The sequence below is a fragment of the Pantoea sp. 18059 genome, assembly GCF_902706165.1.
Lineage (GTDB): Bacteria > Pseudomonadota > Gammaproteobacteria > Enterobacterales > Enterobacteriaceae > Pantoea > Pantoea agglomerans.
This window is the reverse complement of the sequence record NZ_CACSJS010000003.1, coordinates 235,285-258,224: the sequence shown is the minus strand read 5'-3', so window position 1 is coordinate 258,224 and position 22,940 is coordinate 235,285. Positions and strand designations below refer to the sequence as shown.

The 22,940-nt window shown below is 48.9% G+C and carries 22 protein-coding genes and 2 pseudogenes; 15 read left to right on the top strand and 9 right to left on the bottom strand.

Features of this window, described 5'->3' with window-relative positions; all coding sequences use genetic code 11:
• Positions 1-98: 98 nt before the first annotated feature.
• Positions 99-1,307 carry an MFS transporter gene (locus GVJ63_RS10645; protein ID WP_052271364.1) on the bottom strand — a complete coding sequence of 403 codons (1,209 nt, stop codon included), beginning with the start codon at positions 1,305-1,307 and terminating at the stop codon, positions 99-101.
• Positions 1,308-1,480: 173 nt separating this feature from the next.
• On the opposite strand from GVJ63_RS10645, the gene GVJ63_RS10640 reads away from it, so the two are divergent.
• Complete coding sequence (locus GVJ63_RS10640) at positions 1,481-2,101, top strand: TetR/AcrR family transcriptional regulator (protein WP_052271365.1); 621 nt, start codon at positions 1,481-1,483, stop codon at positions 2,099-2,101.
• Between the two features lie 223 nt (positions 2,102-2,324).
• Positions 2,325-2,477, top strand: a complete 153-nt coding sequence (locus GVJ63_RS22545; protein ID WP_306278135.1) for a DUF1232 domain-containing protein — start codon at positions 2,325-2,327, stop codon at positions 2,475-2,477.
• A 161-nt stretch (positions 2,478-2,638) separates the two neighbouring features.
• Here the strand turns inward: GVJ63_RS22545 and GVJ63_RS10630 are convergent, their stop codons facing one another.
• Positions 2,639-3,565 carry a LysR family transcriptional regulator gene (locus GVJ63_RS10630; protein WP_157353165.1) on the bottom strand — a complete coding sequence of 309 codons (927 nt, stop codon included), beginning with the start codon at positions 3,563-3,565 and terminating at the stop codon, positions 2,639-2,641.
• Positions 3,566-3,757: 192 nt separating this feature from the next.
• On the opposite strand from GVJ63_RS10630, the gene GVJ63_RS10625 reads away from it, so the two are divergent.
• Together GVJ63_RS10625 and GVJ63_RS10620 are read left to right on the top strand one after the other, a co-directional pair.
• A complete protein-coding gene (locus GVJ63_RS10625; RefSeq protein ID WP_033760600.1) occupies positions 3,758-4,921 on the top strand; it encodes a mandelate racemase/muconate lactonizing enzyme family protein in 1,164 nt (387 codons plus the stop codon).
• Between the two features lie 482 nt (positions 4,922-5,403).
• On the top strand, positions 5,404-6,747 hold the full coding sequence (locus tag GVJ63_RS10620) for an MFS transporter (protein WP_159226833.1): 1,344 nt from the start codon (positions 5,404-5,406) through the stop codon (positions 6,745-6,747).
• A gap of 163 nt (positions 6,748-6,910) precedes the next feature.
• Here GVJ63_RS10620 and GVJ63_RS10615 read toward each other — a convergent pair whose 3' ends face one another.
• A complete protein-coding gene (locus GVJ63_RS10615) occupies positions 6,911-7,258 on the bottom strand; it encodes a hypothetical protein (protein ID WP_010247026.1) in 348 nt (115 codons plus the stop codon).
• A gap of 441 nt (positions 7,259-7,699) precedes the next feature.
• Here GVJ63_RS10615 and GVJ63_RS10610 point away from each other — a divergent pair.
• Positions 7,700-7,888 (top strand): annotated as a pseudogene (locus GVJ63_RS10610) (LysR substrate-binding domain-containing protein); the annotation flags it as partial.
• A gap of 288 nt (positions 7,889-8,176) precedes the next feature.
• Here the strand turns inward: GVJ63_RS10610 and GVJ63_RS10605 are convergent.
• Both GVJ63_RS10605 and GVJ63_RS10600 read right to left on the bottom strand, forming a co-directional pair.
• Positions 8,177-8,779, bottom strand: a complete 603-nt coding sequence (locus tag GVJ63_RS10605; protein ID WP_010247027.1) for a glutathione S-transferase — start codon at positions 8,777-8,779, stop codon at positions 8,177-8,179.
• Positions 8,780-8,783: 4 nt separating this feature from the next.
• Positions 8,784-9,635 (bottom strand): alpha/beta fold hydrolase, encoded by an 852-nt coding sequence (locus GVJ63_RS10600; RefSeq protein WP_235038344.1) that lies wholly within the window; start codon positions 9,633-9,635, stop codon positions 8,784-8,786.
• Between the two features lie 101 nt (positions 9,636-9,736).
• On the opposite strand from GVJ63_RS10600, the gene GVJ63_RS10595 reads away from it, so the two are divergent.
• Positions 9,737-10,600 carry a LysR family transcriptional regulator gene (locus GVJ63_RS10595; protein WP_029519200.1) on the top strand — a complete coding sequence of 288 codons (864 nt, stop codon included), beginning with the start codon at positions 9,737-9,739 and terminating at the stop codon, positions 10,598-10,600.
• A 166-nt stretch (positions 10,601-10,766) separates the two neighbouring features.
• Here GVJ63_RS10595 and GVJ63_RS10590 read toward each other — a convergent pair whose 3' ends face one another.
• On the bottom strand, positions 10,767-11,939 hold the full coding sequence (locus tag GVJ63_RS10590) for an EAL domain-containing protein (protein ID WP_010670407.1): 1,173 nt from the start codon (positions 11,937-11,939) through the stop codon (positions 10,767-10,769).
• An 816-nt stretch (positions 11,940-12,755) separates the two neighbouring features.
• On the opposite strand from GVJ63_RS10590, the gene GVJ63_RS22515 reads away from it, so the two are divergent.
• On the top strand, positions 12,756-13,934 hold the full coding sequence (locus tag GVJ63_RS22515) for a PAS domain-containing protein (RefSeq protein WP_159226832.1): 1,179 nt from the start codon (positions 12,756-12,758) through the stop codon (positions 13,932-13,934).
• 517 nt (positions 13,935-14,451) lie between these two features.
• On the opposite strand, the gene GVJ63_RS10580 is transcribed toward GVJ63_RS22515, so the two are convergent.
• On the bottom strand, positions 14,452-15,051 hold the full coding sequence (locus GVJ63_RS10580) for a hypothetical protein (RefSeq protein ID WP_159226831.1): 600 nt from the start codon (positions 15,049-15,051) through the stop codon (positions 14,452-14,454).
• A gap of 305 nt (positions 15,052-15,356) precedes the next feature.
• Here GVJ63_RS10580 and GVJ63_RS10575 point away from each other — a divergent pair, with 305 nt between their 5' ends.
• The 4 genes from GVJ63_RS10575 (at position 15,357) to fetB (ending at position 19,365) form a co-directional block, all read left to right on the top strand.
• Positions 15,357-16,715 (top strand): esterase-like activity of phytase family protein, encoded by a 1,359-nt coding sequence (locus tag GVJ63_RS10575; protein WP_159226830.1) that lies wholly within the window; start codon positions 15,357-15,359, stop codon positions 16,713-16,715.
• Positions 16,716-17,144: 429 nt separating this feature from the next.
• On the top strand, positions 17,145-17,633 hold the full coding sequence (locus GVJ63_RS10570) for a hypothetical protein (protein WP_010670403.1): 489 nt from the start codon (positions 17,145-17,147) through the stop codon (positions 17,631-17,633).
• 297 nt (positions 17,634-17,930) lie between these two features.
• Positions 17,931-18,599 carry an iron ABC transporter ATP-binding protein FetA gene (gene fetA / locus GVJ63_RS10565; RefSeq protein WP_159226829.1) on the top strand — a complete coding sequence of 223 codons (669 nt, stop codon included), beginning with the start codon at positions 17,931-17,933 and terminating at the stop codon, positions 18,597-18,599.
• Entirely contained in the window at positions 18,586-19,365 is a 780-nt protein-coding gene (fetB, locus tag GVJ63_RS10560) for an iron export ABC transporter permease subunit FetB (RefSeq protein WP_033787077.1), read from the top strand. Before fetA ends, fetB begins: the two co-directional genes overlap by 14 nt.
• 206 nt (positions 19,366-19,571) lie before the next feature.
• Here the strand turns inward: fetB and GVJ63_RS10555 are convergent, their stop codons facing one another.
• Complete coding sequence (locus tag GVJ63_RS10555; RefSeq protein ID WP_033760565.1) at positions 19,572-19,973, bottom strand: VOC family protein; 402 nt, start codon at positions 19,971-19,973, stop codon at positions 19,572-19,574.
• Positions 19,974-20,174: 201 nt separating this feature from the next.
• Between GVJ63_RS10555 and GVJ63_RS10550 the strand changes: the two are divergent.
• Positions 20,175-20,626 (top strand): annotated as a pseudogene (locus GVJ63_RS10550) (ABC transporter permease subunit); the annotation flags it as partial.
• A 152-nt stretch (positions 20,627-20,778) separates the two neighbouring features.
• Here GVJ63_RS10550 and GVJ63_RS10545 read toward each other — a convergent pair.
• Positions 20,779-21,291, bottom strand: a complete 513-nt coding sequence (locus GVJ63_RS10545) for a hypothetical protein (protein ID WP_010247039.1) — start codon at positions 21,289-21,291, stop codon at positions 20,779-20,781.
• A gap of 321 nt (positions 21,292-21,612) precedes the next feature.
• On the opposite strand from GVJ63_RS10545, the gene GVJ63_RS10540 reads away from it, so the two are divergent.
• From GVJ63_RS10540 to GVJ63_RS10530, 3 genes are all read left to right on the top strand, one after another.
• Positions 21,613-21,924 carry an antibiotic biosynthesis monooxygenase gene (locus tag GVJ63_RS10540; protein WP_010247040.1) on the top strand — a complete coding sequence of 104 codons (312 nt, stop codon included), beginning with the start codon at positions 21,613-21,615 and terminating at the stop codon, positions 21,922-21,924.
• Between the two features lie 171 nt (positions 21,925-22,095).
• Complete coding sequence (locus GVJ63_RS10535; RefSeq protein WP_159226828.1) at positions 22,096-22,734, top strand: TetR/AcrR family transcriptional regulator; 639 nt, start codon at positions 22,096-22,098, stop codon at positions 22,732-22,734.
• A complete protein-coding gene (locus tag GVJ63_RS10530; RefSeq protein WP_033773405.1) occupies positions 22,731-22,913 on the top strand; it encodes a hypothetical protein in 183 nt (60 codons plus the stop codon). The genes GVJ63_RS10535 and GVJ63_RS10530 overlap by 4 nt, the downstream gene beginning before the upstream one ends.
• The last annotated feature ends 27 nt before the right edge of the window (positions 22,914-22,940 follow it).

Sequence of the window (22,940 nt, the reverse complement as noted above, 5' to 3'; positions counted from 1 at the left end):
CAAATGGACGACTTAAATAACTGAGGTCTCTTTTAGATATCCAAAGCAGGCGGTTGGTGCCAAAACGGGGCGTCCGTTCCGGACGTCCCTGGAAGTTACTATTTTACTAAAGGTTCTCTTGCACCGGGCCTGAAAGCATGCTTTTTCGCGCACCAGGCGATAATCAACGCAACAGCCATAAAGATCAGTAGCGCCCATGGGAAAGATACCGCACCGGCATTATTGAGAAGCAGACCACCAATGACGCCGCCGCTTGCGATAGCCAGATTCCAGGCAGTTGTCACCATTGCCTGAACGACATCGACATGATTGCCTGCCGCATCAGCGGCAGCCGTCTGCATCTGAGTTGACGCGCCGCCAAACGACCATCCCCATACGATGACGGCCAGAAAGACCACAATCTGTTCCCGCATGCCTGCGGCGAGTGCCACAGAAACCGCCGCCAGTGCCGCCAGACTGAGCAGAACCAGATTGCGCAGATGGCGATCCACCAGCATCCCGGTTATCCAGATGCCAATAAGTGCCGCAATGCCAAAAATCAGCAGGATAAGCCCGACATTTCCGGTCAGCCCCGACAACTGCAGGAACGGTCCGATGAATGTATAAAGAATATTGTGTGCCGTCATCCATAGAAAGATAACCGCCAGAACAGGTCTGACTCCGGGCATCTGGAAAACTTGCCATACCGGTAGTCGGCGGTCGGCCTGCTGTCCCGGCAGGTCAGGAACCGCCACCCATGTCCAGATGAACAGAATGACTGCCAATGCTGCCATGATACCAAAGGGGACTCTCCATCCCATCGTGCTGCCAAGCCATGCGCCAGCCGGGGTTCCAAGGGACAGGGCAACCGGTATTCCAACCATAGCAATAGCGAGAGCGCGGCCCTGCATTTCAGCAGGAACGAGGCGGCGGGCATAGCCCGCCAGAATTCCCCATGCAAGTCCTGCAGCCACACCCGACATGAATCGGGCTGCCATCGTCAGCCAGTAACTGAACGAAAGGGTGGTAATAGTGTTGAAAATCAGGAAGGTACCTACGGCGAGTAATAGTACCTTTTTACGACGCCAGCCACTGGTCAGAACCGTCAGAGGTATTGCCGCGAGTAGCGAACCCAGCGCATAAATGCTGACCAGCTGACCCGCCATCACCTGAGATACGTCAAGACCCATTCCAATTTCCGGAAGTAAACCCGCCGGAAGGGTCTCGGTCAGGATGGCAATAAAGCCTGTCATGGCAAATGCCAGCAGGGAAGCCAGTGGCAGACCCCGTTGTGTTGTGGTCTCACTGAATACTGTATTGGCGTGCACGTTGGCCCCTTTTTTAGTTTGTAACGACTAAAAATTGCGAAACCCTCCGGATAACGGGTTTTACAATATATATACCGATCGGTATATATCAGAAAGTATAGGGCACACTGAGGCTTGTCAAGTATATATGTATCGATTAGTATTTATATACGATAAGCGAAAAAGGAGCGGATATGGCTCAGATGGGACGCCCACGGACATTTGACCGGGAAGAGGCAATTCGTCAGGCGATGACCCTTTTCTGGCAGCATGGTTACGAGTCCACTTCGCTTGCCATGCTCAAGTCAAACCTCGGCAACGGCATCACCGCCCCAAGTTTTTACGCCGCGTTTGGTTCAAAAGAAGCGCTGTTTGAGGAGGTTGTCGATTGTTATATGACGACTTTTGGTCAGGTTAACGATTGCCTATGGGATGACACGCTTGAACCCCGTGACGCTATTGAACTGGCGTTGCGTCGTTCTGCAAAAATGCAGACAGAACAGGGGCATCCCAGTGGTTGCCTGATTGCGCTATCCGTTAATACCTGTTCGCCAGCGAACGAGCACATCCGTGAGATTCTGGCAGCGCAGCGCGATCGGACCAGGGCGGGATTTTTGCGATGTGTCACAAGAGCGAAAGAGGCGGGACTCCTGGCTTCCGATACCGACGTGCGGGCGCTGGCCACGACCCTTCACAGTTTTGAGATCGGCCTGTCGACTGAAGCCCGTGATGGCGCAACCGGCAATGAACTCGATTCGGCGGTATCAACCGCGATGAAAGCCTGGGATGCTAATGCACTGAACGTTGTTGAGTGACAGAGAACGGCGCTTAGTTTCAGCACGAAGCTTGTGCCTGTCAGAGAGCAACTATGCGGAAGCGTAAAGTAAGCACGTCTCAATAAGTTAATGCCTGCTAGTGACTATCAAACTTATTGCTGACACCAGACAATGGGTGTGAAACATCAAACGGGACTGCACGCGGTATGGCTTGCCGCCCGCGATCTCCGCACGCCGATGCTCGCTAAAGTGCTGGCGTTGACTGTCGCAGCCTATACTGTTTAACCCACTTGATTTAATACCCGATTTCATTCCCATCATCGGTTATCCCGATTACCTGCTTATAGTGCCTGGGGCGTCTTACCCAGTCGATGTCATGCGTGAAAACCGGGAAACCGCAGCGCAAGCTAGTTAATCTCCGGTCGGTCGCATTAAGGCAAGCGGTGTTTATATTGACATGGGTAGTTTGTGCAACTCTGCTTGTCAGGGAACTTAGAGCGTCAGCTTGTGGTTCTGATGTGTTCTCGCTTTATTCATTTCAGATGTCGTCGCGATTAGCGCAAAATGGTTTTCCGCTCAGATTTGGCCATCTAAGAAAATTTCCCACAACGCTTCTACCGCCCGGGACATCCTCGCTGCGGGTCTGAACAGCCGGATCTCTATGGGTATCCAGAGTGCGCTCTCGTTATTAGCTGCTACGGCAATCGAGCCAGCATCAACATCCGGCGCTGCCAGTGTTTCCGGCAGCCATGCGATGCCGTCTCCGGCTTTGACCATGGCGAGTAAGGTGGCAGCAAGATCGGCCGTGAAGGCAATATCCATTCCGCGTCTGGCCCGGTTAACCTGTGAGGTATTAGACAGGATGCGGCCCAGGCCGGATTCAGCAGAATAGGAGAGGAAAGGAAACTTCTTACCGCCTGACGCATGGAATAGAGGCTCACGCGTTGTCGGATCGCATCGTGAATACGGCTGTAAAATTTCCTGTCCAAGCCGGACGCTGAGATATTTCGACTGATCGAGATGAATGTGCATATGAGGATGGTAATAAGAAAGCAGAAATTGCGCGTCACCTTTCTCAATCATGCGTTCGCAGGCACTTAATGAGTCTGATAACAGTCGAAAAGATCCGAAGCGGGCAATTTTTTCGTTGTTACGCATCAGTGCCGGAAAAAAAGAAAATGACAGCGCGTGCGTGGCGGAAAAAATAACATCCGGCCGGGCTTCTCCTGCGGCCTCGATAGATTCACTTCTCAGGGTATAAAGCGCACGAATAAGTTCCGGCACCTGCCTGACGAAAACCTCTCCGGCGCGGGTCAGGCTGACGCCCCGACGATTTCTTTCAAAAATTGGCGTGCCAAGCCACTCTTCTAGCGAGACGATTCTGCGGCTGAATGCAGGCTGTGTCACATATCGTGAAGCTGCCGCACGGGAAAAATTGAGTGATTGCGCCAGCGCAATACAGTCTTCAAGCCAGGTTAACTCCAGGTGATGCCGATTTTGCATTACAGGCTGCCTCTTTGGCATTAGAACGGAACCCACGTACTGCTTAGGATAATAGCAGACAGAACAATCAGGTCCTTTAACACTACGCTACTTCATTGTGCCGATGAATGCCGATAAACAGATGGCATGACATAACTTATTGCGTAGGTATTTTAGTAAAACAGTCTTTGACTGAGAACTACCGGAGAGATCATGCGCATCCTTGATGTTGTAGAAATTACCAAACCCATTGCTTCCCCTATTCGTAACGCGTACATCGATTTCAGCAAGATGACGACAAGCCTGGTCGCCGTTGTGACCGATGTTGAAGTCGACGGGCGCCGTGTAGTGGGATACGGCTTTAACTCTAACGGCCGTTATGGCCAGGGTGGCCTCATCCGGGAACGCTTCCGTGACCGCATCCTGGAAGCCGATCCCGAAAGCCTGCTGAATGGCAAAGGTAACAACCTGGATCCGCATAAAGTCTGGGCTGTGATGATGAGCAACGAAAAGCCTGGCGGTCATGGCGAGCGTTCAGTTGCAGTGGGAACCCTGGACATGGCCATCTGGGATGCAACGGCAAAAATTGCAAACAAGCCGCTGTTCCGCCTGCTGGCCGAAATGAAGGGCGTTGAGGCTAATCCGCGCGTCTTCGTCTATGCGGCTGGGGGTTACTACTATCCGGGTAAAGACCTTGGCGCACTGCGACAGGAAATGCGCGGCTACCTGAACCGCGGCTATAACGTTGTGAAAATGAAAATCGGTGGTGCCTCTCTGGACGAAGACCGCCGCCGTATTGAGGCCGTACTCGAAGAAATCGGCAGCGAAGCGCGCCTCGCCGTTGATGCTAATGGTCGCTTTGATCTGGAAACCGGTATTGCCTACGCAAAAATGCTGCGTGAATATCCGCTCTTTTGGTACGAAGAGGTTGGCGATCCGCTCGATTATTCTCTGCAGGCAGCCCTGTCGGAGTTCTATCCAGGCGCAATGGCAACGGGCGAAAACCTCTTTTCACATCAGGACGCGCGAAACCTGCTGCGTTATGGCGGTATGCGTCCGGATCGCGACTATCTGCAATTTGACTGCGCGCTCTCCTATGGGCTGGTTGAGTATCTGCGCACACTGGATGTGCTGGAGCAGTTTGGCTGGTCACCGTCACGCTGCATACCTCATGGCGGCCATCAGATGTCCCTGAATATCGCCGCCGGCCTCGGTCTGGGTGGTAACGAAAGCTATCCCGATCTTTTCCAGCCTTACGGCGGTTTCCCTGACTCGGTGAAAGTTGAAGATGGCCATATTATTATGCCGGAACTGCCGGGTATCGGATTCGAAGGCAAATCAGACCTTATTAAAGAGATGCGGGCGCTGGCTGAATAAGTTTTCGCTTACATTACGGTATGTTTAATGTCACTGCGCCCCTCGTTAAGCCGAGGGGCTGCGGGAAAATATCAATCTCTTAATTAACCTGACGCCTCAGGAAGAATAAATTTTTCTGAATCTGAGAGGAAAGGGCGTTATTGAAGTGACAAACAGTAGCGTTGTTAATAATTCCTGGTTGAAGGGCTGGCTTTGATTTATGCACAACATCTTCTTGTGGGTATATCAGCTAACCGTTGAGTTATCGACATTCAGATAGTCTTGCCGGGTTAAATATGCACTGGAAGTTTTTATAGATATCAGTCATTTAAAGCCAATCATGAATTCTGGAGTTTTGCCTGTTTATCTGCGCCTTTTATTTTCAGGTTGCTCATTTCTCCGTAACATCCTTCGGGTAATGAATAAAACATTTTGACTGATATTCAGATGGATTTGAAATCAGCATTTCCTCCCCTGCCACAGTCTTAAATGAGGAAGTTATCATGAGTGAGAAAACTCTCAAGGGTTATGCGCTTATCGGAAATAAACGCTGGACAATTATATTACCTGCCGTATTCATCATGTATACCATTTCATTTTTTGATCGGGTGAATATAGGCATGGCGCTGCCCCATATAACAGCTGAAATGGGCCTGAGTCCTGTTAAAGCCGGCTGGCTTGGCGGCGCATTTGCATGGGGTTACGTCGCCACACAATTTACTGCAGGATGGCTGGCTCTCCGTTTTGGATCACGGAAAATAATCGGCATCAGCCTGTTTCTGTTCGGGGCCTGCGCAATGCTTACTGGCCTGACGCGTAATTTCGGTGAACTGGTAGCGATCCGTTTCTTACTGGGCATCGCTGAAGGTCCAATTCAGGCCGCCACGGCCATGTTCCTTGCCCAGTGGTTTATGAAGCCTGAACGGGGGCGTGCATTCGGAATCTGGAATCTTAGCCTGGGTGCGGGCGCGTTTCTGGCCGGTCCGATATCTGGCTGGATCCTTGCACATCATAACTGGCGCATGATGATGGTAATTGAAGGTGCTCCGGCCTGGCTGTTCTGCATCATCTGGTTTTATCTGGTTCCTAAAAGTATTCAGGCCGCTAGCTGGCTGAATGCCGAAGATCGGGATTATATCCAGAAAGACCTGGCCGCTGAGCAGTCAAACTACAGGAATGAGAAATCCGATCCCTGGTGGACCATTCTCAAAATACCGGCCCTCTGGCTGATGCTGATCGGCTACTCCCTGCATAGCATGCTCGCTTACGGTTTTACGCTCTGGCTGCCGACAGCTCTCAAAGGATATGGCACGCTCAGTGAATTTATGGTCGGTCTCATCAGTGGGATGCCTTTCCTGATGACGATGCTGGGCATCTGGTATATCACCCTGCGTTCAGATAAGTACAACCAGGAGCGACGACTGCATGCCGCTATTCCTACCGTCCTCTGTGGTGTGGCATTACTGGCTGCCGCTTTTGTGCCGCTGGCATATTACTGGGCTCAGATAGGGTTGTTCATGTTTGTCGGCCTGACAATGAAGATGCTGGTGCCGCTGGTTTACGTCAGGCTGACTGAAATTCTCCCGACAAAGAAAGCAGTCCCTGCGGTGGCTTTTGTCGGCGCATGCAGCAACTTCATTGGACAGTTTGGCGGCCCCCTTGTTGCCGGATACCTCAAGCATTTGGGTGGCGGTAGTGATATGACGCTGGCATGGGGTGTTCTGGGGCTGTTCTCAATTGTGGGTGGCGTGCTGTTTGCCCTTGCCGTGGGACGTGAGGAACGCATCCGGGACTTCAGCAAGGCATTCTCTGTGTCTTCACACAGAGCAGTATCAACACGTCAATAATAAAACGGAATCTTCACACTGTCATCGGACGCCCAATCGGGCAGGATGCGCGGAGCAGCATTAAGTACTCTTGTTCACCTGTAGAATTATCATGCTCATCCCCGGCGTGTATCTCTCTCAATACCTGACTGTTACAGCCCGTACTTCACGGGCTTCAGAATGCCTACAATCCCACCAGCGTGATATGTTTCTTTATTGTCAGCGCTTTATACAACGCTTTTGCCAGCGTGCCTGGTTCCACACCTGATTGAGCGCCCTCGGAATCGGTCCAGAACGATTTGATGCGCAGTATGGTGTTGATACTCGTTACGCGTTCCATTTCCAGTACGGCCAGCACAGGATGGCGCATTTCGCCATGTTCCTCTGTTGCGTCCGCCTGGATCACTGCGGCGCGGGATGCCTGACTGTCAAAGATAACGTGGCAGCGTACGCCGTTCAGGTTGAGTATGCCGATAACTTCATACAGGCACTGAACAGCCTCTGCACTGTAGGATGCGGGCACAACAAACATAACAGATCCTTCTGAAGTGAAATTTAATGAGCAGCCAGCATAGGCGAACTGTAATCAGAGGAGAAGTTACTGTTTTTGAATGAAAAATGTAGAGTTCTAAGGTTACGATAACGCGCGTTATTTTTACTCCAGTTTTCGCTGGCACTATCAATAACTGACGTGTAACCCGATCATGGCGGTGGGGTGCGGATTTGACTTAAGGAAAGGCCAGCAGGTGGCAGGTTATTCGTTCCAGTGGGGAATGCATTTATCTATATGCGCAACGCGTTAGCTGTGTGTTTCAGCCACTTAACAGGATGAACATCAGATTAAGTTTAAGATTTTTCGCGCTCTTCAATCGCTCATCTCTCAATCCTGCCGTCACGTTTAACCGGAGGCCGTCAGTATGACATCAGGTGCTGACTCATATATTGTTGTTATCCGTGTAGCAGACCAGTCAGTATGGGTATCAGCTATGTGCCCGATTTTGTCGTACGTGAATCTTTGGATTCGGGGCAACTGAAAGAGGTATTGCCCGGTTACTGTACCAGGCAGGGGTATTTCTCGGCACTCTGGCCGGCCAGCCGATATCTCTCATCGAGAATACGCTGCTTTATCGTTTTTATTGCTGAGTCAGGCCTGTCTCTGTAATCCGTATCGGGAAGTTAATACTTTCTGAAATCGTATGCACTTTTATGCTTAATTCAAAATCATAAACGCCCGTTTCTGGCATAGAGCAGAGCATTGCCCGTTATATGCAAAAAGCGGATGTTACGTTTATTTGCCTTTATTAGATTATTAAGAGTTATTTATATAGTATGAAGATATTCAATTGGTGCTCATTGAGTCACCTTTTGCTATCGACTAATTCTAAAGCTATAAGTTCTTTATACATTAGGTAAGGCATCATTGGGCTCTTATATACAAAACCCATCCTCATTAAATCAAAGGCGTTGCCAGAAATTCCGGTCGCTGTTCGGCCAGCAATGTAAACCCGGCCAGTTCCGGGTACAGCGCACGGCTGACGGTATCCGGCAGCATCAATTCTGTAAAACTCCAGGCCACTGCGATGCTGATACCGGCCACGGACAGCATGTCAGGATGACTTTTCCGCAGCCCGTTCTCCAGCGTCTGCCAGGCACCATGCAGTTGTTGAGTTACGCGATCCACCCAGGGCTGATGCTGTTTTTCTTCCGGCCTGAGACGCTGTTCGTACACAATCTGCACCGCTTTTTCGCAGGCGGCCAGGGCGAAGCCGGTAAGATGCAGATCCCGGAACTCTTCCACGCCGGACGCTGATGTAGGTGCAGGCGAATGACCGCAATATTTCTCAAGGTAATGAATGATTAGTGTGGAATCGATCAGCACCTGATTATCATCTGTGATAAGCGTTGGCACTTTAACGGCCGGATTAATTTTCGTTAAGGCATCAAAATCGCCGAATACCGAAAGCGGGCGATGCTCGAATTGAATACCCAATACTTTCATGTAAATAGCAACCCGTCTGACATAGGGTGAATCCAGCATTCCGATCAGGATCATGGCTCTACCTCATATTATGTTGATTAACAAAATCAATTACCTGTGCGGCGACTGGCAAGGGGGCATCTTCCATTAAAAAGTGTCCGGCCTGTTCAAAGATATGCAACGTGGAAGAGACGATGTCGCGCTGCAAACGCCTTGCATACTCAACGGGTTGCCATTCATCTTCGGCGCCCCATAAAATCTGTACTGGCAGCCGGAGTTGCGGCAATTTTTCTGCAAAGCCACTGGTGTAACACTCATTATAGTGCGCAACCTGATGCTGATAAAATGAAGGCTGCCCTACCACACCACAAAGCGGTGCAAGATAACTATCCAGCCGCTGCTCTGTCATACGATCCTTATTAAAAACAGCCATCTTTAACTGGCGACACATCGCGCGGTAATGCTCAGTGGCGGGGATCAGCGCATAATCCGCATAGTGATCCCGCATATCTTTCCATGTGGGCGAAGGCCAGGAATCGTAGCTCGGAATATCCGCAATCGTAAGCGTCTTCAGAAGGGATGGGTTGTCGAACGCCAGTCTGAGTGAAATGGCCCCGCCGATATCGTGACCAAAAAGATCTGTTTTTTCGAGCTGCCAGTGTTCAAGCAGCTTTATCAGATAACCCACTTGTGCGGCAACTGAGGTATCAGCCGTCAAAGGGCGCTCTGACGCGCCAAACCCAGCCAGGTCATACAGATGAACATGAAAACCCGCATCGACAAATACCGGCACCAGTGACTGCCAGATTACTGAGTGTGCGGGCGTGCCATGAACCAGCACCAGAGGTCTTCCTGAACCATGGACTCCGGTCGCAATGCGACAACCATTTATCAGAACGTCGTCATTCAGTAATGGGTTATTAGCGGGCATCTGCTTTCTCCGTTGTGTTTGTTTCAGTCAGGCTATCCGTTGACTGAATATGACACCAGTGACATTCTTTCCCGCTGTAATCCTACTTTTGTCATACAAAAATGAATAAACGACTCTCCGTTGACTCACTCAGAGTGTTCCGGACCGTGCTGCAAACGGGCAATATGAGTAAGGCCGCATTACTCCTCAACCTGAGCCAGTCCGCTGTAAGCTGGAAGCTCAGACGGCTTGAAGATCAACTTCAATGCCAGCTATTAACGCGCATCGCCGGAAAAGCCGTTCCGACAGAAAAGGGCAGCGTTCTGCTGCAACATGCGGAAAAAATACTTACTGAACACGATCATGCCGTAGCCTATTTTTCGCCTTCGGCACTGCGTGGCAAGCTGCGAATCGGGGTCACTGAACACATCTCAATGACTGAAATATGCGGGGTGATTTCAACCTTCACTCACCACCATCCAGAGGTGGATATACAACTGGTGGTGGAGCAAAGTCATCTCCTGCGTCAGCATTTTTCTGAAGGAAGTCTGGAGATCATTTTACATCAGGATTTCACGGGCACGGCATCGACGGAAGATACGGTATTGTGGAGTGAAAATTTATACTGGTACGCAACGCCTGCCTGGCGACATGACTCGGATAAGAGCCTGAAGCTTATTACCTGGGGACCGGATTGCTATTATCGTAACCTGGCTGAGGAGAAACTTCGGCAGGCAAATATCCCATTTGCTGTGATGCTGGAGTGTCCTTCAGTAGCAGGTATGCTTGCGGCGATAACCACCGGGCTAGGTGTGGGAATACTCAATCAATACAGCCTTGATAAAGCGATTTGTAGCGTGTCTGAACTTGAGAAATTGATGCCTCTGCCTTCGGTTGATTGCCTGCTACGCCTGAACAAATACCGCGTTAACCCAGCAAGCGAAGCCTTCTGCGAGATGCTGACCCGGCTGATGCATAAAGATTGAAAGTGAAGTGGCTGCAATTAGTTGATGAAAAGAGGCGTTGTTAATAATGTCCGCTTCCGACCAGGCGGACTTATCCCCATCTTCAGCTAACAACCTGAAACTGAAGCCTGCACCGTTAAGGTTATTTTAGCGACAGGGAAGTATCATCTGATGTCATAAACTGGCACTAAGGCTGAACAAGGCTGTTCTGACGGTCAATGTTAAAGCCAAACACACAAAACCCCAGTAAATCTTTTGCCTCATCCTCCACCCGCGTAATCATAACCAAATCGGTGCTACCGCCGGGCAGCTTTACCTCAAATGGAGGGTAAGGAAGACCTTTTGTCCTGAAATCCTGCAACCAAAGCAGCTTCTCAGCTTGAGACGGTATCACTTCAAAAATATGGCGATGGGTAATGTCCTGCATTGGCCAGCCAACCCGCGCTGCAAAGGTATCACTTGCGTCAACAATCATCAGTTCAGGGCTGAGAAAGCAGATAGAGGTGTCAGGCGCAGCAAACATCGATGAAATCTGATGCGCGCGCTGCTCAAGAGACATTCGTGCCACACGACTATGAAATTTACGGCCAGAGCCAGCGGTGAGAAAATTATGTGTTTCTTCAGCCGGGATCGGCCTGCTGAATAAGTAGCCTTGTGCATAAGCGCAGCCGATACCCCGCAACATCTCAGCTTGTTCCTCTGTTTCAACACCCTCAGCAATGACGTCCATATCCAGGCTGCGGCCCAAACCGACTACGCTGGAGATAATTTTCCGGCTATCCTTTTTCTGAAGCATTGAACGAATAAAACTGCCATCAATCTTAATCGTGCTGGCGGGAAGCTGGATAAGCCAGGCAAGGCTTGAACAGCCGGTGCCAAAGTCATCCATAGCAATCATACAACCCATTTCAGACAATGCTTCGAGTTCTGCATGAGCCGTCTCTATATCATCGATCAATGCTGTCTCGGTGATTTCTATCCTGAGCCGCGAAAGGCTGAACTGATAACGTTCAGCCAGTTTTCTTAAAATTTCGGGAAGGTGCTTACCGTTCAGTTGTGAAGGAGAAACGTTTAAAGACAGAAACTGGTGTTCTGGCCAGGTGCTCGCTGTCATGAATCCCTGAGCGGCCAGACTTATCATCAGCTCATTGAGTAACCCATGATGTTCCATAGCCGGAATGAACTCAGCCGGAGATACGATAAGCCCTTCGGGCAAAATACGCCGTGCCAGCAATTCAAAACCTACTACGCGCTGATCCTCAAGTGAGACTATCGGCTGAAAAAAAGGTTTAAACTCGCCCGATTTAATTAGCTGCTGATAAGTTGCACGAGCATCAGCATCTTTCAATTTTTCATTCATTTAAATATCCTGAAACGTATTTCTGTAAGGCATTGATGACCTGAGCGGGAACGGAATAGAAAACCTTTTTAAAACCCTGTTTTGTTTGCGGCGGAAAATTAATCTTTTGCAAACGTCATTTTGCGGAGGCCTTAAATTGTCTATGGTTATTAAGTGCGAGATACATAGCTATGATGTCAGTGAGCGGGCAAGTTTCATGAACATAAAATGCCATATTTATTTAACTCACGGGTCTGCATGAGGCTGATGGTATCTGGTATGGTAAACCAGAAACAAAGTGAAACCAATCCCATAAAAATATCGCTTAAGTTAAATATTAAACCCTGTTAATGCATTTAATATGATCAGCAGCCAGGCTCTCTTATGCGTTGACGAATTATACTTATGGATATCAATAAGTCATGTCCGGACTTTTGTCTGAAGGCAGAGGTGGCAGCTCAAAGCTAAGCCACTCATTTAATACCTGCGATAGCCGGAAAATATAAACTCACAACCGTATGTCAAAACTCAGCATAACAATTCACTGTGAATCTTCATGGGGGATCGGAGCGTCGGGATTATAAGGCCTGAAATTTTTCAGATATCATAGACCAAAGATAATTTTGTGCCACATGATTTCAAAAAAATACATTTAGCACGCTGGTGGTGATGCTCATCCATCATCTCTGTTCCGGTAGCTATAGCTGGCGAGCTATCTATAGCATCTTGTTACAGTATTAATTCAAACCAGCGACCTTTAACTGAATATCCAGAAGGTTCTGCCGATAACCCTTTCAGGCATATTTTTATGCCTGTATATGCTCACCAGGAGAAATAATGCTGAATTTATTCCGGAAACAGTCCGCCAAAGAGCCGACAACGATGGATATCGCTGAGAAATTTATCGATGAAACGCTGGATGTGGATCACAGTGATACCACGCTGCTGAAATGTATTATGAACCTCAGCCAGAAAGGCTACTGGTATGTTGAGACGACCGATCTTAAAAGTGACGCGCCTGCATTTGTTTCACCTGAAGCACGCCAGCTTATGGGATTGCCTCTGCAGAAGGAGGTCGGGCTCTCTTCGCTGATCCAGATGATCCATGCGGATTTCCGGGAAGCGTTCAAAGGTTTGATAAGTCATACACTCAAACATAGCGGTGATGAAAAGCTGTTACGCTGCCTGATAAAAACTGGCGCAAATACCTTTCAGTGGTTTTGCATTCGTGCATCATACAGTCGTGAATTTACGCCGCCGCGCCTGGTTGCCGTTATAGAGAATACAGAAGAAGAAACGTCACAGTCCCGCAAGTTTGATATTGTCTCCACCCGTTTTGACCTGTCGCGCGAAATGCTTAATGACGGCCTCTGGGATCTGGATATTATTGGCGGAAATCCCCTGAATCCCGACAACGTATTCTGGTGGTCACCGCAGTTCAGGAAGCTGCTGGGTTTTGAAACCATTGAAGAGTTCCCTGATGTGATGGACAGTTGGGCATCACGCCTTCACCCGGATGACAAACAGAATGCGCTCGATGCTTTCGTCAACCACCTGATGGACTTCAGTGGTAAAACCGGTTTTGATATTGAATATCGTCTTAAACTGCGAAGTGGTGAGTACCGGTGGTTTCAGGCCCGCGGGCAGACTAAACGTGCACCTGATGGTACCCCTTTGCGTGCCGTCGGCGCGCTTATTGATATTCAGGGCCGTAAAGACCGTGGCCGACATGAGGAAAGCGAAGTCAGGCGAAACATTCAGACCGCCGAAACCGCAAAAGAAATTGCCGAACTCGTCTCTGAAAACGGGATTATTGCTGCGCAGATCAAACTCATTTCATTGAACGCCAGTATCGAAGCCGCGAGAGCAGGTGTACATGGCCGTGGGTTTTCTGTTATCGCCAGTGCTATCCGGGGATTAGCAGAAAGAACGGCAGATATCACCGGACACATTTCTCGTCTTCAGATGCGAATAAGTAATTCTGCTAGCGGCATAGAAAAATCGCCTGAACAATAAACATCACACATTGATGAACACTTACCACAGGTAAATACAGGGATGTTCTGGTGAAGAGATACGACGGCCTGTCTCTGATTTACTCTAACCAGAACATCAGTTCAGTTCGCAGTATCAACCTATGAAAATTCTCCCGGAGCGAGTACACATTTCCGTATGCAAACTGGCTCTGGGAGTTACTCACCACCTCAGAGCAGAGAGTATGGCCTTGTCATCTTTTATCAGCCTGGGCTTTAAGAAATCATGTGTCTGATAGAGGTTTGTTATGGGCGTTGAGTCAGGTTAAAGTCATTAGAGAATGTCAGCCTGCTGGTGGCTGAGGCTCTGTGTGTGTTTATGAAAATTTTCAATAAGGACTGAAAGCTTATCTGAGCTGGCTTTGTGCAGATCTGTCCCGCATCACGTTTGATAATCATCTCGCCTGAATATCACCTGCTGCTCTTCAGCCTTTATCATAAAACCATGATCAGCGTCTGGCACTTAGCCGCCAGAAGATCATCTGGCGGCATCAGTCACTTTAGAAACCAGGTGTGCGGGTTTGTTTACTGTCCATCATTTTAATACGGGCATTTGTCCACGATGGGTCATTCATCTCCAGGGATGTACCTGATAATTTCAGTACCGGCTGCTCAGGATCCGGGCCGCATGCCATGGTTGCCATCTTGCCGGGCGCTTTACACCAAACCATTGGTGTATAAGGTGCATTTGACTGGACACCATATTTTTCAACGGCGGCTTTGGCCATGGCATTTTTATTTTCAGTGGAGTATGGGAGCTCGTAAGAAATCTGAGACACAGCCAGCGCATGTTTCGGATCTGCAGGAACACGGCCTTCAAAATGTGCAACCAGTTTGACGCCGTTTTTTTCGTAAGCAATATACTGTGGCTGCTTATCTCCTGTTACCACATTTAGAGCCGGGTATTTATCAACGTCTAACGATGATGCTGGCACATGAAAGTGCTCAGTCATGGCTTTTACGGCTTCATCATAATCCATACCGGTTTTTACCCCGGCAACATCAAAGGTGATTACATCGACAGCCCGCAGGTTAGCAGCCTGTGCCTGGGATATAGCCATCATTGACATTAAAAACAGAGAAGCACGGCGCATAAACATATCAAATCCTTTTTTTGAAAAGTGAGTAGCCCGCAAGCTTTCTCATCTGTGGTTTACATCCGGAAGTGCATAACGATAGCAATATGGTGATGAATAACAATCATTTTTCTGCCAATGTCAGCTCCTGGCACTGAGGAGACAGCGTTGTGCACAAGGCAACGCTCACTCTACGTTCACCACCTCATCAACCGGCGCCCTAACGGCGGAAAAATCAATCTGTTAGCAGTCCGTTTTTACCGCAAATATCATTTTCCTGTCATTTATTGCCTTTACGCTGTCAGCTTTCCCTCATGGATTTTAATATTATGAAAATAAAAACGATTTCTTTGATTATAAGTTGTGCGCTCTCGTTTTCTGGTCTTGCGGCGCAACCTCATGCTGAGCACTATATCGTCAGTTTTCCGGAAGGTGCGCGCGTCAGCTACAGCGGCGCGTTCGCCAGTGCGTTTCCGGATGGTTTGCCGGTGGGAATCGGCTCCGGTTTGCTGTTTACCGGTAAGCAGGGGGATGCGCTCACCTTCGCGACCGTCACCGATCGTGGGCCGAATGCCGACTCACCCGATGTGGGCAAACATGAGTCAAAAATTTTCGTCACGCCAGACTTCGCTCCGCTGCTGATGAATATTCGGGTGCAGAACGGCAAAGCAGAAGCCACGGACGCCAGACCACTACATGACGACAAGGGCAATATTAACGGATTGCCGCTACAGGATGGTGTCATCGGCTCAACCAATGAAGTCGCGTTAAGCGACACACTGAAAGTGCTGAAGGGCGATAACCGTGGTCTGGATACGGAAGGCATTACGCCGGACGGGAAGGGCGGGTACTGGTTGTGCGACGAATATGGACCGTTTCTGATTAACGTTGATCAACGCGGAAAGATTCTGGCGATTCACGGGCCGCAGGCCATGGCAGGGGAAAAATCCATTGCGGGCGGACTGCCTAATATTATTAAGTGGCGTCAGCCTAATCGTGGTTTTGAAGGGCTTACCCGTATGCCGGACGGGCGCATCATCGCCGCGGTGCAGAGTACGCTGGATATCAACGGTAAAAGTAAAAAGCAGGCGCGCTTTACCCGGCTGGTGAGCTTCGATCCGGCGACCGGGAAAACCGCGATGTATGGATACCCTATCGACAGCGAGGCTTATAGTAAAAACAGCGACGCCAAAATTGGCGATATCGTGGCGCTCGATAATCAGCATATTCTCTTGATTGAACAAGGCAGCGATAAAAATGACGCGATGCGCAACCTTATCTATAAGGTGGATCTGAGTGCGGCTACCGATCTTGCCGCATTCGATAAGCCTGGTGATTATCCGGAGTCTGACGACGAGAAAGCGCTGGCGCAGCGAGGAATTAAGCTCGCAGCTAAAACGCTGGTGGTCGATTTACGTCAACTCGGCTGGCAGCAGGAGAAGGCCGAAGGACTGGCGCTGATCGACAGTAAAACGCTGGCGGTCGCCAATGACAATGACTTCGGCGTGAAAACGGTCATGCAAAATCCGGTGGAAGGTAAGAAGCGCAAGGATTATCGGCTGAACGAAAAGGGGGAACTTACTGTAGAGGGTAAGCCGGTTGCAACGACGATCGGCGTGAAGCCGCTGAAGAAACCGGAGTCGGACAGCGAGTTGTGGATCGTAACGCTGCCGGAACCGCTGAAATAAACGTTCCCCTTGCCTTGGGCTGTCTGCGCTTAGTGCCTGATTTTCTGTAAAAGAGCAGGATTCAGCCGGGATTTGCCAGCGAAAGATCGGTCTGCGCCGTTTTGTTATAGCGGCCGGCAGCAGACCGATATTCGTTTAAGCAGTTAAACAGCTTTCCACCGCGTTGCGGCATTAAGCGTCACTGGCGAACTTTAAACGTCAGCCTGGCGTTTTTTTTTATTTTCAATGCGATAACCGCTTCCTTCTGCATCCGAGCGCTTTCGATATCGGGCAACCCGGTCAACTACGGCTCAAGTCGCCAGGTTACAGGGCGTGATTATAACATTGTGTAATAATGTGTTATCTGCCTCTTCAACAGATACTCACCACCGTGTAAGTTCTGGGGTCTTATACGCTTGTTGTCCCCATAATCCGCTGAGGAGAAAGAGAGTGAAAGCAACCGCAATGGCCGCTACAAGTCTGTTAATGCTGATGAGCAGTGTTCACGCTGAAGGTCTGACGACGTCGGCAGATGGTAAAAACCTCACCGTCAGCTTCGGCCAGCCCACCATCAAACAGGTGCTGCACTACCGAAAAATGTATGACAAAAAGCCGTTTCCGGATGCTGAGATTTATTATTACGACAACGGTACCTATAAAATCATTTCTCAGGGCGAAAACCACTACGGTGTTTACGTTATGCAGGGCAAGTTTGATGATGAAACTTTCACGGTGCGTTTTATCTCTTTGCCTTCTGCTGACTGGGGCAATAAAACGGCTTTTCATCAGTTAACTTTTATCAGGGGTGACGAGCAGAATGTCTTTATTCAGAATGCCATTGTGGATACCGGTGAAGCCATTGCGCAGCAGAACGGCACCTATACTCAGGAAAAAAACACCGTAACCAACCCGGTCTCTACCAGCTGGAAAAACAAATAATTGTCGGGTGGCAGCGTGTCTGCCACTCTGATTTAAACCCGATGCCTGCCACGTTCCTCGCGCAGGATCATATTGAGTTTTGGCTGGCGGACACCTCCACACACTGATTTTTTACTCAGAAGATGCATAGCCGCAATTAAATGCCTTATATTTCATAGTCTGATGTACATTTGCCGCGCCCACGACAGCAGTGCGATCGCGCTGCAACATGCAGTACCGGTAATCTGACTGTGAAGGGTAACTCCTGCTTTTTTTGATACTGACAACACTCAATTTGTCAGGTCCTGAGGCGTAAATATGGACAGAGTTTCACTCCTGCTGAATGTGCAGGACGTCGCTTTTTCAGTCGGGGATCGTCAGCTACTGAAACCGGTCTCCATACAGTTATATCAGGGTGATTGCGTCTTGCTGACCGGCCCATCCGGAAGCGGAAAAAGTACCTTCCTCAAAATCCTTGCTTCGCTGATTACCCCCACCTCCGGGCAACTTTTCTTCAGGAACAGTGATATCACCACGCTGAGAGCAGAGGCCTATCGCCAGCAGGTCTCGTACTGTTTTCAGACGCCGCAACTGTTTGGTCAGACGGTATATGACAACCTGGCGCTGCCATGGCAGATTCGCCGTCAGAAACCTCAGCGGGACAAACTTGTTGCTGCGCTGGAAAGCGTAAATCTCTCTCCGGATATGCTGAATAAACCTGTTGAACAACTTTCAGGCGGAGAAAAACAGCGTGTCGGACTACTGCGCAATCTGCAGTTTATGCCTGAGGTGCTGTTGCTGGATGAAGTCACCAGCGCCCTTGATGAAGAGAACAGACTATCAGTACTTTCACTGATTAACCGGATCGCAGCTGAAGAAAAGGTAGCCGTGGTGCGGATTAGCCATGACGTTAACGATATCCAGCAGGCTGAGCAGGTGCTTCGGCTTGAGCCGCCAGAAAAGGAGAATAAGCGTGAATCAGCATAATATCAGTGACACCTCGCTGTTACTGTCACTGACGCTGGTGGCTATAGCGCTGCTTATCAGCCAGAAAGAAAAGCTCGGCATGAGCAAAGATATTCTCTGGAGTGTATCCCGGGCGATAATTCAGCTGGTCATTGTCGGCTTTGTATTAAAGTCGATCTTCGATGTTAATAACAGCTGGCTGACGGTACTGATGGTGCTGTTTATCTGCGTTAATGCCGCGATCAACGCCCGTAAACGCGGACGAAATATTGATAACGCCTTTACGATATCGTTTATCGCTATTTTTAGTGGCACCGTTATCACGCTAACGATTCTGGTGCTGAGCGGGGCGATAGCGTTTATTCCGATGCAGGTCATCCCCATCACGGGCATGATCGCCGGTAATGCCATGGTCGCAGTAGGGCTCTGTTACAGCAACCTGAACCAGCGCTTCAGCGACAACCAGCAGAAAATTATGGAGATGCTGAGCCTTGGCGCATCGGTGAAGCTGGCATCGGGCCGCATCATTGCCGACAGCATTCGTACAGCTATGATGCCGACGGTGGACGCTGCCAAAACCGTCGGACTGGTCAGCCTGCCAGGGATGATGTCCGGACTGATTTTCGCCGGAATAGATCCGCTCAAGGCGATTAAGTATCAGATTATGGTCACGTTTATGCTGATAGGGACTGCCAGTCTGTCAACGATCATTGCTGTCTATTTATCCTATCGTCGTTTTTATAATGCCAGGGCGCAGCTAAAAATATCGGATAGATCGCTGGATTAGTGAAACTGATTGGCGGATCTGAACGTTATTGCTTGTGAGGAAAGTAAGTCTGCTATCACACGGCGCTCTGTTGCTTGCGAGCGCTTAACTGACAGCTGAGTGCTCAGGGGATGCTGCAAAAAACTCCCCGCTGATCTGAAATATCCCTGCAGGGTTCGTGCTTTGATTGTTCATCTGAATGCCTGATACACAACTGGCTTTGGTGTTTAATTCTGCCTGTTCTGATAAAGGTCCCAGCGGTTGCCATAAAGATCTTCAAATACCACCACGGTTCCGTACTCCTCTTCACGAGGCTCCTGGGAGAATGTGACGCCTTTCGATTTCATGGCTTTATAGTCTCGCCAGAAGTCATCCGTCTGCAGAAAAAGGAATACTCTTCCGCCGCACTGATTGCCGATAAAACCTTCCTGTCTGTCATCTGAAGCGCGAGCCAGAAGAAGATTGCAGTCGCTTTCAGGGTCAGGTGTAACTACAACCCAGCGTTTACCTGGCTGCGGTGTATCCTCAACAAGGGTAAAACCCAGCTTTTCGGTGTAATACTCAATTGCCCGATCATAGTCATCAACCACGATGGCCACATATCCCATACATCGCTTCTGCGTTCTCATTTCTGCTCCGTCATGTTTCAGGCCTGGTTGCCTTGAAACATTGTTTTAACACAAACGAGTATCCCTGGTTTAAGTGAATTGATTCAGTCATCACAGTATTCAGCCGTTGCAATAAAGATACATCAGCTGACATCAGCCTATAATTTTTATAAATTCATGGCGCGGGTATAAAAAAAAGTTTGAGGGATTTACTCATACACACTCGATATTCTGCAATCCGTTCCGGTGCTAGGCTAAATCTCTTTTACCGTGACGTTCTTTATTGCGCTGTTTCCTGGACAGGTACTGGGCGTAGAGCTGGCGGCGATCTTCGCATTGTTCACCAGCCTGGCATGGAACATGACCTTTAGCTTCTATCAATCGTTACGCACCGTATCTGCGGATTTGGTGGAGGTTTCCCGCAGTTTCCATCTGACAGCATGGCAATGTTTCTGGAAACTGGACGTGCCTTTTGCCGTTCCGGGGCTGATCTGGAACATGATGATGTCAATGTCTGGTGGCTGGTTCTTTTTCGTGGCCTCCGAAGCGATCACCGTGGGCAATAACGCTATACGCTGCCCGGCGTAGGCGGCTATCTGGCTCAGGCTATCCTGCATAAAGATATTCACGCCATAGGCTGGGTGTTGCTCACGATGGTGATTGTGATTCTGGCATAATTTTTTCTACAATGATCAGACTGAAATCTTCAGCCTGGAAGATGTCGAGTTCTGAATTTTAACAAAAGAATGACGGCTGTTGTATAAAGAAATCATGCTGTTTATGTGTGGGCCTGAAGGTACTCAGGCCCCGAGCTGCGTAATGACGTTTACTCTTTGATTTTAGCGTTAACAATGCTCATGCCTGCCGCATTGCTTCGTTTAGTCACGCGAACCGTTCCGCCGGCAAAATAATTGCCCACGGGTTCACAGACCTTTATCCGTCTTTGCAGGTCCGGATCGTTAACCTCAACACCCGAACAGTCGTGACGCCCGCCGCCCGAAAACTCGCTATAAGCGGTATACTTGCTGAGGGTGCCCGGAAGAAGCCAGATAACCGTGGTCAGCAGCATATAGCTAAAAAAGGCCATCAGCAGAACGGACCCTGCGAAAAGTTTGATGTTATTCATTATGCCGTTGACAGCCTCACCTTTACCCCATTTTTTAATAATAAAAAAAAGAGCCAGTCCCAGCGGCAGGACGGCACACCATAATGCGTCGAGCACAGGTTGAGTCAGAAAGGTATTACGGTCAATTTCATTGCGCCACACAAAAAAAGTAAATAAGCAGCCAAGCACTCCGGTAATTAACAGCGCGAAACGGCGGGTTGAATAGGTATTCATTGGCAGCTCTCTCCCTGAGTCTTAAGTATTTGGCGCTGATAAGCGGCAGTTCCCTGAACCGGTTAGTTCTCATGGTAAACCAAACGTCAGGCGAAATTATCGTATGTTCGAAGGTTATCACGTCGGTCTTTCTTAAGACAAAAAGCATGAGCTTTATGATGGTCAAAATGGGCGATTGTTTGTATGCCCGACGCTCTGTTTATGGTCAACTAGCCGGTAAGTAATTTATTAATATTCCATCTTACACCCCCAGAGAACGAATCGTTGTTCCTGCATTGTCATGTTATGGTTAAAACTCTTCAACAACATGAGGATAGCAACATGATTGTCAGAACATGGCACGGATGCGTACCGGTCAGGCACGCCGAAGGTTTTGCAACTCACTTGCAGAAGACTGGTGTTGAACATTCAGAAGCGACGCCAGGGAATCTGGGAGCCTATGTACGCAGAGAAACGCAGGGTGAGTGGGAACATTTCTTCCTTGCGACGTACTGGGAAGATTTAGAAGCCATCAAAGCCTTTGCAGGCGAACAGTATCAAATTGCTGTTACCTATCCGGACGATGAAGAATATGAGTTGCTATCAGATCCCTACGTTTTTCAGCATCAGGTCCAGACTGTAATCCCATTATAAGTATTTGCCTGCCGCCGCCAGAAGGCGGCCAATGACTCACCTGAACCTGTCCGCTGACTCAGCATAAAATTTTACCAGGCAAAAAGCATGACTTATAACGCAAGGTTTAGATAAAGCCTTTTAATTGTAGATTGATCGATCTACAATCAATCGTCAGCACAGGAGAACCTTATGAAAGCATCAGCAGGCAGACCCAGAGAATTCGATCCAGAGGCGTTCCTCAACACCGCACTCGAATGCTTCTGGCAGAAGGGATATCAGGCAACATCTATGGCTGATCTTATGAAAGCATCGGGTCTGGCAAGTGCCAGCATCTATAAACTTTATCCCGATAAGCGCGCTATCTACCTGGCTGCTTTGCAGCGATACATGGATGAAGGCATTTCAAGGACAGTGAAACGAAATGCAGAATTGTCGCCAGAAGCTGCATTGCGAGAAACGCTCGAATTTGTGGCTCAGTTATCATCTGCTCCTGCCGGAGAGAAAGGGTGCTTTACTATTGCGGCAGCCAGCGAGCTTTTACCCGGAGACGAAGAGGTTAAAGGCAAAGTTTCCTTTAAATTTAACCGTTTAATTAACGAGTTAGAGAATATCTTAAAAAGAGGCCAGGATCAGCGGGTATTTCGCCAGGATGAAGATGCGCGAGTCATGGCTCAAAGCATTTTCATGATGATGGAAGGTATGCGGATATATGGAAAAATCCAGCCAGAGATTGGAGATCTGAGAAAAAGTAATGACTTCATTGTCAGAACGATACTTACAGATACTCATGACGTAACCGGCAATAGTGCGGTTAAGGCATCCGCATGATTGAAGTGGGCACCATTGTTCGGCGAAAAAAAAGAAGAAGAATAATGGTGGTAATTGAATATTCAGATGGCATGGCATTGTGCGGCTGGGTCGATAAAGGACGTTTTTTCAAAAGACGTTTTCCACTGTCTGAATTAAAAATAGGCGTGCCTTATTCAAATTTCTGGTCACTCACCTAAATCATTGCACCTTTAAAGACATCTGGT

Bases quoted from the DNA above. Each gene is read 5' to 3' on its own strand.
- GVJ63_RS10640 (WP_052271365.1), top strand. From the start codon at position 1,481: ATGGCTCAGATGGGACGCCCACGGACATTTGACCGGGAAGAGGCAATT.
- GVJ63_RS10630 (WP_157353165.1), bottom strand. From the start codon at position 3,565: ATGCAAAATCGGCATCACCTGGAGTTAACCTGGCTTGAAGACTGTATT.
- GVJ63_RS10625 (WP_033760600.1), top strand. From the start codon at position 3,758: ATGCGCATCCTTGATGTTGTAGAAATTACCAAACCCATTGCTTCCCCT.
- GVJ63_RS10620 (WP_159226833.1), top strand. From the start codon at position 5,404: ATGAGTGAGAAAACTCTCAAGGGTTATGCGCTTATCGGAAATAAACGC.
- GVJ63_RS10615 (WP_010247026.1), bottom strand. From the start codon at position 7,258: ATGTTTGTTGTGCCCGCATCCTACAGTGCAGAGGCTGTTCAGTGCCTG.
- GVJ63_RS10605 (WP_010247027.1), bottom strand. From the start codon at position 8,779: ATGATCCTGATCGGAATGCTGGATTCACCCTATGTCAGACGGGTTGCT.
- GVJ63_RS10600 (WP_235038344.1), bottom strand. From the start codon at position 9,635: ATGCCCGCTAATAACCCATTACTGAATGACGACGTTCTGATAAATGGT.
- GVJ63_RS10595 (WP_029519200.1), top strand. From the start codon at position 9,737: ATGAATAAACGACTCTCCGTTGACTCACTCAGAGTGTTCCGGACCGTG.
- GVJ63_RS10590 (WP_010670407.1), bottom strand. From the start codon at position 11,939: ATGAATGAAAAATTGAAAGATGCTGATGCTCGTGCAACTTATCAGCAG.
- GVJ63_RS22515 (WP_159226832.1), top strand. From the start codon at position 12,756: ATGCTGAATTTATTCCGGAAACAGTCCGCCAAAGAGCCGACAACGATG.
- GVJ63_RS10580 (WP_159226831.1), bottom strand. From the start codon at position 15,051: ATGTTTATGCGCCGTGCTTCTCTGTTTTTAATGTCAATGATGGCTATA.
- GVJ63_RS10575 (WP_159226830.1), top strand. From the start codon at position 15,357: ATGAAAATAAAAACGATTTCTTTGATTATAAGTTGTGCGCTCTCGTTT.
- fetA (WP_159226829.1), top strand. From the start codon at position 17,931: ATGGACAGAGTTTCACTCCTGCTGAATGTGCAGGACGTCGCTTTTTCA.
- GVJ63_RS10555 (WP_033760565.1), bottom strand. From the start codon at position 19,973: ATGAGAACGCAGAAGCGATGTATGGGATATGTGGCCATCGTGGTTGAT.
- GVJ63_RS10545 (WP_010247039.1), bottom strand. From the start codon at position 21,291: ATGAATACCTATTCAACCCGCCGTTTCGCGCTGTTAATTACCGGAGTG.
- GVJ63_RS10540 (WP_010247040.1), top strand. From the start codon at position 21,613: ATGATTGTCAGAACATGGCACGGATGCGTACCGGTCAGGCACGCCGAA.
- GVJ63_RS10535 (WP_159226828.1), top strand. From the start codon at position 22,096: ATGAAAGCATCAGCAGGCAGACCCAGAGAATTCGATCCAGAGGCGTTC.
- GVJ63_RS10530 (WP_033773405.1), top strand. From the start codon at position 22,731: ATGATTGAAGTGGGCACCATTGTTCGGCGAAAAAAAAGAAGAAGAATA.